The 7,416-nt window shown below is 63.6% G+C and carries 6 protein-coding genes and 1 pseudogene; 4 read left to right on the forward strand and 3 right to left on the reverse strand.

The annotated features are described in order from the left end of the window. The first annotated feature begins 294 nt into the window (after positions 1–294). Positions 295–1,890 carry an acyl-CoA synthetase gene (locus B0E55_RS14280; RefSeq protein WP_080909927.1) on the forward strand — a complete coding sequence of 532 codons (1,596 nt, stop codon included), beginning with the start codon at positions 295–297 and terminating at the stop codon, positions 1,888–1,890. 56 nt (positions 1,891–1,946) lie between these two features. On the opposite strand, the gene B0E55_RS14285 is transcribed toward B0E55_RS14280, so the two are convergent. From B0E55_RS14285 to B0E55_RS14295, 3 genes are all read right to left on the reverse strand, one after another. Continuing rightward, positions 1,947–3,194 (reverse strand): Nramp family divalent metal transporter, encoded by a 1,248-nt coding sequence (locus tag B0E55_RS14285; RefSeq protein ID WP_080909928.1) that lies wholly within the window; start codon positions 3,192–3,194, stop codon positions 1,947–1,949. 128 nt (positions 3,195–3,322) lie between these two features. Then, positions 3,323–3,814, reverse strand: a complete 492-nt coding sequence (locus B0E55_RS14290) for a nuclear transport factor 2 family protein (protein ID WP_003939809.1) — start codon at positions 3,812–3,814, stop codon at positions 3,323–3,325. A gap of 32 nt (positions 3,815–3,846) precedes the next feature. Then, positions 3,847–4,722 (reverse strand): TIGR03619 family F420-dependent LLM class oxidoreductase, encoded by an 876-nt coding sequence (locus B0E55_RS14295; RefSeq protein WP_080909929.1) that lies wholly within the window; start codon positions 4,720–4,722, stop codon positions 3,847–3,849. A 138-nt stretch (positions 4,723–4,860) separates the two neighbouring features. Here B0E55_RS14295 and B0E55_RS14300 point away from each other — a divergent pair, with 138 nt between their 5' ends. The 3 genes and pseudogenes from B0E55_RS14300 to B0E55_RS14310 all read left to right on the forward strand — a co-directional run. After that, entirely contained in the window at positions 4,861–5,769 is a 909-nt protein-coding gene (locus tag B0E55_RS14300) for an IclR family transcriptional regulator (protein ID WP_020970849.1), read from the forward strand. A gap of 76 nt (positions 5,770–5,845) precedes the next feature. Further along, positions 5,846–6,715, forward strand: coding sequence for an alpha/beta fold hydrolase (locus B0E55_RS14305; protein ID WP_019745379.1), 870 nt, complete (start codon positions 5,846–5,848; stop codon positions 6,713–6,715). Positions 6,716–6,840: 125 nt separating this feature from the next. Beyond that, positions 6,841–7,416: pseudogene (locus tag B0E55_RS14310) on the forward strand (hydroxylase); the annotation flags it as partial.

Here is a 7,416-nt window from a genome sequence, read left to right on the forward strand (position 1 = left end):
CGGCAGTCTTTCCGAAAAAATCATTCGAGCGAAATCAGAATTAGTTCTAGTTTTGAGCAGAAGTTTGACCAACTGAGGAGCAGTCTCACTCAGCGGGAGCGGTGATCTGGGTCACGAGCGCTGCATGCCACCTTGGGTCGACGCGGCGATCCCACCGCGTACGCGTTTGCGTCACCACCGATCCGCTCAGTTCTCGGCCGCACTCGTCGGCTCCAGGGGCGGATAGTTCTCACCGAAAACGCAGTACGGTCGGCCCCGAATTCACCGGGCCGGACATCAAGGAAGGCACCAGCAGTGTCACTGAATTTGGCAGATCTGTACGAGGGCATTTCGGATCTGATTCCGGACCGCACGGCGCTCGTGTGCGATGGCCGTCGTCGCACCTACGTCGAACTGGACGAGGGATCGAACCGCATTGCCCGCCACTTGGCGAGTGTCGGTGTCGGGCCGGGCGATCACGTCGCTCTGCACATGCGCAACAGCGTCGAGTTCGTTGAGAGTTTGCTCGGCTGCCTCAAGATTCGTGCGGTCCCGATCAACGTCAACTATCGCTACGTCGACGCCGAACTGACCTACCTGTACAACGATTCGCAGTCGGTGGCACTGATCGTGGACGAGGAGTTCGTTTCCGTCGTGGAGACGGTTCTCCCGGCCGCGCCCGGCATCAAGCACGTCGTTGTCGTCGGCGAGTCAGCCGTCCGCGATATCGAAGGCGTTGACGTCGTTCGATTTGCCGACGCTGCCGCGGAGCAGCCCGCCACTCGTGACTTCGCGCCCCGCAGCAACGACGACCTCTTTGTCATCTATACCGGCGGCACGACGGGTATGCCCAAGGGTGTCATGTGGCGTCATGAAGACTTCTACTTTGCGGCGCTCACCGGCGGAAATCCGTTCGGTCCGCCGCACACGACCGCAGAGGCTCTGTTCGCCGCGGTGCCGAACGTCCCCGCGATGAACATGCTCAGTACCGCACCCCTGATGCATGGTGCGGCGTCGTACTCGCTGTTCACCGGATTCTTCATGGGCGCCAATGCAATTCTCATGGCGCGGTTCGACGCGAAGACGACCCTGCAGCTCGCCGGGAGTGAGAAGGCCGTCTCCATCACCGTCGTCGGAGACGCGATGGCCCGTCCGCTCGCAGACGAATTGGCAGCAAACGCAGCAGATTACGACCTCGGCACGGTCGGCATGGTCTCGTCCGGCGGGGCCTTGTTCTCGCTCTCACTGCGGGAGCAGCTCAAGTCGATACTTCCGAACCTGGTGATCCGCGACGGATTCGGCTCCTCGGAGTCGGGCGTCGACGGCAATCTCGAGATCGGCGAAGACGGCCTGATGCGCATCGCCGCTCGCGACGAGACCCGCGTCGTGGACGAAAGGATGCGGCCACTGGAGCCGGGATCGCCCGAGACCGGTTACATCGCTCGCAGTGGTCACGTGCCGGTCGGTTACTTCAACGATCCGGTCAAGACCGCGGCTACGTTCCCGGTGATCGACGGGGTGCGGATGTCGGTGCTCGGCGACGTCGGGCGCGTGGAAGCCGACGGCTCGATCGTCCTGCTGGGGCGTGGTTCTCAGTGCATCAACACCGGCGGGGAGAAGGTGTACCCCGAAGAGGTCGAGCAGGCACTCAAGAGTCACCCGGCGGTGCTCGACGCTCTGGTCGCGGGAATTCCGGATGCGAAGTTCGGTGAGCGCGTCGCTGCGGTCATCACGACCCGAGAAGGTTTCGACGTCCCGGACGCTGCCGAGATCGGTGAGCATTGCGCGTCGCAGGTCGCTCGGTACAAAGTGCCGCGCACCGTCATGAACGTTCCGTCGATCCGGCGTTCTCCCAGCGGAAAGGCCGACTATCGCTGGGCCAAGGCCACTCTCGCCGAGCAAGTTTCCTAGTCCGGCCGGAGCCATCCAGCGCGTTTGTGAGGGACGCGTTGGGTGGCTCTGGTGCTCTAGCCTGTCACCGTCAGAACCAGCAGAGCGACGTTGAGTGCAACGATCAAGCCGGCCGCAATCCATGCCGCGACAGTCGTGAACGGGGCATTGCGCGCGTCGCCCATGAGTTCGGGGTCCGAGGTCATTCGCACCAGCGGGATGATCGCGAAGGGGATGCACAGGCTCAAGACCACTTGGCTGAGCACGAGTGCCAGCGTCGGGTCGACGCCGAGTCCGAGCACGATCAGTGCCGGGATGAGAGTGACGATTCGGCGTGTGATCACCGGAATGCGAATGGCCAGAAGACCATGCATGATCTCGGCGCCGGCCGCGCACCCCACGGAGGTCGACGCGAGTCCGGAGGCGAGGAGTCCGATCGCAAACACCACGGCTACACCCGGACCGAGTGAATTCTCGATCGCGGCATGCGCGCCGTCGATGGTGTCGGTGCCGGGTACTCCGCGCAGAGCCGAAGCGGCCAGAAGCAGCATGCCGATGTTCACGCCACCGGCGATGATCAACGCGACGACGACATCCCAACGGGTGACTTTGAGTAGTCGCTGCAACCGTGGCCCGGGTTTGATGTGGCCGTGGCGATCACGTGCCAATGCGGAGTGAAGGTAGATCGCGTGCGGCATGACCGTTGCTCCGAGCATGCTGGCGGCGAGCAGTACGGTCTCGGTTCCTTCGAAGCGGGGGACCAGTCCGGCGACCGCTTCGCTGCCGGAGACGTCGGTGAAGGCGAGCCCGGTCAGGAAGCCGATGGTGATGATGGCCAGCAATCCCATGACCACGAACTCGAAAGTGCGCTGTCCGCGCCGACTTTGGATCGTCAGGATCACCATCGACACGCATCCGGTGATCAACCCGCCGAGGAAGAGCGGGATGTTGAAGAGCAGGTTGAGTGCGATGGCGCCGCCGATGACTTCGGCGACGTCGGTTGCGATCGCCATCATCTCGGCCTGGAGCCAGAAGGCGCGGCGGTTGTTCTTACGCAGGCGCTGACCCAGCATTTCGGGCAAGGATCTGCCGGAGACCAGCCCGAGTTTCGCGGACAGGTACTGCACCAGCACGGCCATTGCATTGGCGAGTACCAGTACCCAGATGAGGAGGTAGCCGTACTTCGCGCCGGCGGTCAGGTTGGCGGCGACGTTACCCGGATCGACGTACGCGATTGCCGCGACGAACGCCGGACCGAGCAGGGCGATGGATCTTCCCGTGGGTCGTCGGCGCGGAGTCGTCGGCTCTTGCGTACCGGTGCTCATCGGTCTCCTGGTCACACGTGCTCGGACCTGTTGGTTCGAATATGTGAACTATAGAGTTCGGGGAGCCGAACTTTCAACAGCTGTGTGCGGTCAGCGACCCCAGAGGGTCCCTAACCGCGCACAGGGGGTTAGGCAGTCACCCCGGCGGCCAGGAGAGCGCGGGCCTCGGGTCGGCCGTCGAGGAGGGCGTTGGTACGCAGTTCGACCTTCCACTCGCCGTCGGTCTTGATCAGCTCCCAGCGGTTCGCGGTGATGCGGAGGACCTTGAACCCCGTCGGGTTCTCGGGGTCCTTGATGACCAACTGCGAATGGCAGGTCGCGACGGCCTTGTTGCCGTCGATGCGGATGTGCGCGGGCGTCATCATGTGAGCCGCGCCGTTCATGATCCAGTTCTGGTGAGAGGCGCTGTGAACCATCGCGCGCAGTTCGCCGCGGCCGTGCATCGCGCCGGTGTCGACGTCGTAGACACCGTCCTCGAGCCACAGGTTCGCGACCTCGTCGGCTGATCCGCTGTCGACGGCAGGGCTGTACGTGGTCAGCAGTTCGGTGATCGCGAGCTTGTCCTCGAGCAATTCCACTCGGGCGAGCAGAGATTCGATCAGGGCGGTCGAGTCGGTCATCGGTGCGTCCTTTGTGTAGGAAGGTTGACGAATCATGGGGTGGTGAAAGCGAAGCCCTCAGCGAGGGCGATTCGGTGAAGTTCTTCGAGTTGTTCGCAGTAGTGCTCGACGCTTCGAGCGCCGACCGAGCAACTGGCTATGGTCGCCCCGGCGTCACGGACGCGTGTCAAGGCGCGAAGGGCGGATTCGCGATTGCCGAGGGGGTCGAGCGGAGCACCGGCGGGAAGCACTACGTCGAATCCGTCGGGGAGCGTCGTGGCGTCGAGCATTTCCTTCAGTTCGGAGAATCGCAGCCCGAACGGCACCCACCCGTCGCCGTGTGTGGTGGCCCGGCGCAACGATCTCTTGGTCCGGCCGCCGATCCAGAGGGGCACACGTTTCTGGACGGCATGGGGTTCGACGACAAATCCGGAGTAGTCGTAGAACTCGCCGTGATACTCCGGAGTCGGAGTCGACAGTGATACTCGAAGTGCTGCCAGAGCGTCGTCGGCGCGTGCTCCTCGGTCGACGAACGGAGCATTTATGAGATCGAATTCTTGTTTCAGAGTCCCCACTCCGAGACCGAGTATCAGGCGTCCGTTGCTGACGCGATCAAGCGTTCCGTAGCGCTTGGCGATCTCGAGGGGGTGGTGATAACCCAGTACCAGCACCTGCGTCGCCAGGAGGATCCGCGACGTGCGTGCGGCCAGGTAACCCAGCGTGGCGAGCGGATCCCAATAGGTTCCGCCGCGTTCGGTGGCAATTTCTTCGGGAACCGCCACGTGTTCACTGCAGGTCAGATGATGGAAACCGAGTCGATCCGCCGTGGCAGCCACTGTGGCGATCTCGCCGATGTCAGCACTCGCCTCCCACTCCGAACGCGTGCTCGGGTGCTGAATCAGGACCGGCGTGACGATTCCCAGGTGCATCGGGCGTTTATAGCGCTCCCACCGACGCGGCAGCGGGTGAATTACCGCTGATCGGGATCGAAACGACCGATTCACTTTCCAGAAACTGTGACCTGGGTTATAGTCGGTAGAATCAATTCCAGTTTTCGGGAGGCGTCCATGACCATCGTTGACATGAACGACACACTGTCCACCGTCCAGAACGCCGCCGGGCAACCCAAGAAGGATCTGCCGCCGTCGATGGTCGAGCGGATGACATTGATTCTCGACGCCTTCGACGGCCGCGCCGCGCGGCTGACGCTGGAAGAAGTCGCGTGCCGCACCCAGTTGCCGCGGTCCACCGTCCACCGCATTCTCGATCAGCTCGTCAAGCTGGACTGGGTCGATCACGCATCGTTCGGCTACTGCCTCGGGCGTCGCGCGCTCGGCCTCGGTGGTGGCGACGGCGGCCACAGCCAGATCCGCGAAGCCGCAGCACCGCTTCTGCACGAACTGCACCTGCAGACCGGCATGGTCGTTCACCTGTCGGTGCTCGACGGACGCGAGAGCGTCTACCTCGACAAGGTCGGCGGACGATTCGCCGCGGCGCTGCCGTCCCGCGTCGGCGGCAGAGTGCTCGCTCATTCGACGGCCGGCGGCAAGGCGATGCTGGCATGGATCGACCCCGAGCGCGTCGACGCTCTGTTCGGGTCGGCACTTCCCCGCTGCACCGAGAACACCATCACCGACGTCGCCGTGCTCCATCAGGAACTGAACCGCATCCGTCAGCGTCGGGGACTGGCCTTCGAACGCGGGGAGTCGGCGCGTGGAGTCGCATGTGTGGCTTCGGCAATTCGCGGACACGAGGGTCCCGTCGGCAGCATCGCGTTGTGTGGTGACATGCGGACCGCTCAGCTCGAGCGAGTTGCTCCGTTGGTCGTCGACGCGGCTCGCGAGGTCTCGCGGACGTTGTACCCCGAACTGGGTGCTCCTCGACGCGGCCGCAAGACGCCTCCCGTTCCGACCAATACGTTCTCGGCGGAGACGATGGATCGCCTGCTGGCAGCGTCGTCCGACCACTGGATCTGACGTATTTTGATCGACTTGTCTCGCTGATCGGGACGAGTCATAGCAGCTCAGCGGTACTGATGGCACCGTTCGGACCATGACGACTGAACTGAGCTACGAGGGAACCCTGAAGGAACTGCAGACCGATCTCGGTGTGCTCCGGTACCACGAAGCCGGCGACGGCCCGCCGCTCCTGCTGCTGCACGGTTCGGGCCCCGGTGTCACGGGTTGGCGTAATTACCGCGGCGTTCTCGCGGACTTCGCGGAGCACTTCCACTGCTACGTTCTCGAGTTCCCCGGATTCGGCGTCAGCGATCCCGGCCCCGACCACCCGATGATGATGGCGCAGGCATCGGTGGGGATGTTCCTCGACGGCCTCGGCCTCGGACCTGTCCACATGATCGGCAACTCCATGGGCGGCATCGTCGCCACCAAGGTCGCGATCGACGAACCGCACCGGGTGAGCAAGCTCGTCACCATCGGCGGCATGGGAAAGAACACCTTCTCGCCGGGCCCCGGTGAAGGCATCAAACTCCTCATGGAGTTCACCGACAACCCCACTCGCGAAGCTCTCGTCCGCTGGTTGCATTCGATGGTCTTCGACCGCGCCGTCGTCACCGAGCAGCTCATCGAAGAGCGTTGGGCCCTGGCCACCGAGCCGACGACGCTCGAGATCGCCCGACGGATGTACAGCAGCAAGGCCATGGCCGCCATGGGCGCGGCTGCCGCTGCGTCGACCGCCGTGCCGTACTGGGCGCAGCTGAACAAGATCAAGGCGCCGACGCTGTTGACCTGGGGACGCGACGACCGCGTCAGCCCCGTGGACATGGCGATACTGCCGATGCGTGATATCCCCAACGGCGAAGTTCACATCTTCCCCAACTGCGGACACTGGACGATGATCGAAGCCCGTGACGCCTGGGTCGCGTCCGTTCTGGCATTCCTGACGCGTCCAGAAGGCAAGTAGGGGGTGCTCCCACTCACCGGGAAGCGTTTCTGCACTTCGGCGGGCTACCTGCCACCGTTTCACCAACAGATTTTCATTCTGCCCAGGCACTCGCCGGGTAGCGAAACCAGAAAGCCGGAAAAATCATGGGTCAGGTTCTGGACAACATCTCACAGTTCGCCGACGAGATCCGCGCCGACGGAGTCGAGGGCGACAAGCTGATGCGCTTGACGGACGGCAGCGCGAAGCGCCTGCGCGACTCCGGCGTCATCCGGATGTTCCAGCCGAAGGAATTCGGAGGCCTCGAGGCACATCCGCGTGAATTCGCCGAGACGGCAATGGCTATCGGCGCGATGGACGGTGCCACGGGCTGGGTCAGCGGCATCGTCGGTGTTCATCCGTGGGAGCTTGCGTTCTTCGACCGCAAGGCTCAGGAAGAGGTGTGGGGAACCGATCCCGATACGTGGATGGCGTCACCGTATGCGCCGATGGGCGTGGCGAGGCCGGTCGAGGGTGGCTACATCCTCAACGGGCGCTGGTCGTTCTCCTCCGGTACCGATCACTGTGACTGGATCATGATCGGCGCGATGGTCGGTGACGAGTCCGGTAAGCCGTTGATGCCGCCGAAGCACCTGCACGTACTGCTGCCGCGCTCCGATTACGACATCGACCAGGACAGCTGGAATGTCGTGGGCCTGCGCGGTACGGGGTCGAAGGATCTG

It is taken from the genome of Rhodococcus sp. 66b, assembly GCF_002076325.1.
In the GTDB taxonomy this organism is placed as follows: domain Bacteria; phylum Actinomycetota; class Actinomycetes; order Mycobacteriales; family Mycobacteriaceae; genus Rhodococcus_F; species Rhodococcus_F erythropolis.

Bases quoted from the DNA above. Each gene is read 5' to 3' on its own strand.
- B0E55_RS14305 (WP_019745379.1), top strand. From the start codon at position 5,846: ATGACGACTGAACTGAGCTACGAGGGAACCCTGAAGGAACTGCAGACC.
- B0E55_RS14295 (WP_080909929.1), bottom strand. From the start codon at position 4,722: ATGCACCTGGGAATCGTCACGCCGGTCCTGATTCAGCACCCGAGCACG.
- B0E55_RS14300 (WP_020970849.1), top strand. From the start codon at position 4,861: ATGACCATCGTTGACATGAACGACACACTGTCCACCGTCCAGAACGCC.
- B0E55_RS14285 (WP_080909928.1), bottom strand. From the start codon at position 3,194: ATGAGCACCGGTACGCAAGAGCCGACGACTCCGCGCCGACGACCCACG.
- B0E55_RS14290 (WP_003939809.1), bottom strand. From the start codon at position 3,814: ATGACCGACTCGACCGCCCTGATCGAATCTCTGCTCGCCCGAGTGGAA.